We start from the raw sequence: 1,309 nt of genomic DNA, 5'->3' as shown, positions 1-1,309 counted from the left end.
TGTTAATATCCCCTCATAGTAGACAGTAAAAAGAAAGGGTTGTACTGTCTACTTTGGAGGGGATTTTTTTATGGGGAAAATTAGAAAAACTTATTCAAAAGAATTCAAGCTTAAAGCGATAGATATGTATGTGAATAATCATATGGGTTCTACTTCTATTGCCAATGAATTAGGAATTTCAAAGTCAATAGTAAAACGTTGGATATCTCACTACAATCGAGAAGGATTTCAAGGATTAGATGAAAAGAGAGGAAAATCAGATAGTCCACTACATGGTAGACCTAAAAAATCACTTGAAAGCGAGGCTGAAAAAATCAACCGATTAGAAGCAGAGAATGCTTATTTAAAAAAGCTCTTAGCTGCGAAAAGGAGGATGATACAGGAAAAGAAAAATCAATAGAATACAGTATAATTCATGAACTTAAGAAACAATTTACAGTTGTTATTTTATGTAAGATAGCAGGTGTTTCAAAAAGTGGGTACTACAAATGGTTAAGACGTCAGAGTAGCCCTACAAAAAAAGATTTAGAAGATCAATCAATAGTGAAAAAAATTATTGAATGCCAACAAGATCCAGATATTAATTGGAGTTATGGTTATCCGAGAGTTAAAACTTGGCTGAGTAAAGTGTATGGACTAAAAGTGAATCATAAGAGAATACATCGTTTGATGAAATCAAATAAGATACAAGCTAAGATACGAAAAAAGAAATGGAAACACTTTGGACGTAAAGAAAAATTTATCTTTTCAAGTAACTATTTAAATAGAGATTTTTCAGCTAAACGTCCAAATGAAAAATGGGTAACAGATATTACCTACTTACTTTTTAATGGGAAGAAAATCTATTTATCTTCTATATTAGACCTGTATAATAATGAAATTGTCGCTTATAAAATAAGTGAAAGAAATGACCTGAAATTAGTAGCTGATACTTTAAAAGAAGCTATAAAGAATAGAGATATAAGAGGTCTCATATTACATAGTGATCAAGGTTTCCAGTACACCTCAATAAGATATAACCAACTTTTAAATAAGTACAATATTAAGGGAAGTATGTCTAGAAAAGGAAATTGTTTAGATAACGCAAGTATGGAAAGTTTTTTTAGTCACTTTAAAACCGAATGTTTTTACCGTAATCATTTTGAGACTTCGCAAGAGGTTAAAACAGCAGTAAATAAATATATTAAGTTTTATAACAATAAACGTTTTCAGAAAAAATTAAATAACCTTAGCCCTATAGAATATAGGGCTAAGGCAGCTTAAATAGTGTACCTTTTATTTAAGTGTCTACTTGACAGGGATAAGACCA

Annotated in this window: 2 protein-coding genes; both read left to right on the top strand. The window is 30.3% G+C overall.

Annotated elements, in window-relative coordinates:
- Nucleotides 1-70 precede the first annotated feature (70 nt).
- Nucleotides 71-400 (top strand): transposase, encoded by a 330-nt coding sequence (locus ABEY15_RS23935; protein ID WP_429892465.1) that lies wholly within the window; start codon nt 71-73, stop codon nt 398-400.
- Nucleotides 322-1,263: an IS3 family transposase gene (locus ABEY15_RS23930; protein WP_429892466.1), complete on the top strand. Its 942-nt coding sequence runs from the start codon at nt 322-324 to the stop codon at nt 1,261-1,263. The genes ABEY15_RS23935 and ABEY15_RS23930 overlap by 79 nt, the downstream gene beginning before the upstream one ends.
- Nucleotides 1,264-1,309 lie beyond the last annotated feature (46 nt).

It is taken from the genome of Gottfriedia acidiceleris, assembly GCF_050457485.1.
GTDB classification, from domain to species: domain Bacteria; phylum Bacillota; class Bacilli; order Bacillales; family Bacillaceae_G; genus Gottfriedia; species Gottfriedia acidiceleris_D.
Note: the sequence above shows the minus strand (reverse complement) of the source record. Positions and strands in the feature narration are given on the sequence as shown.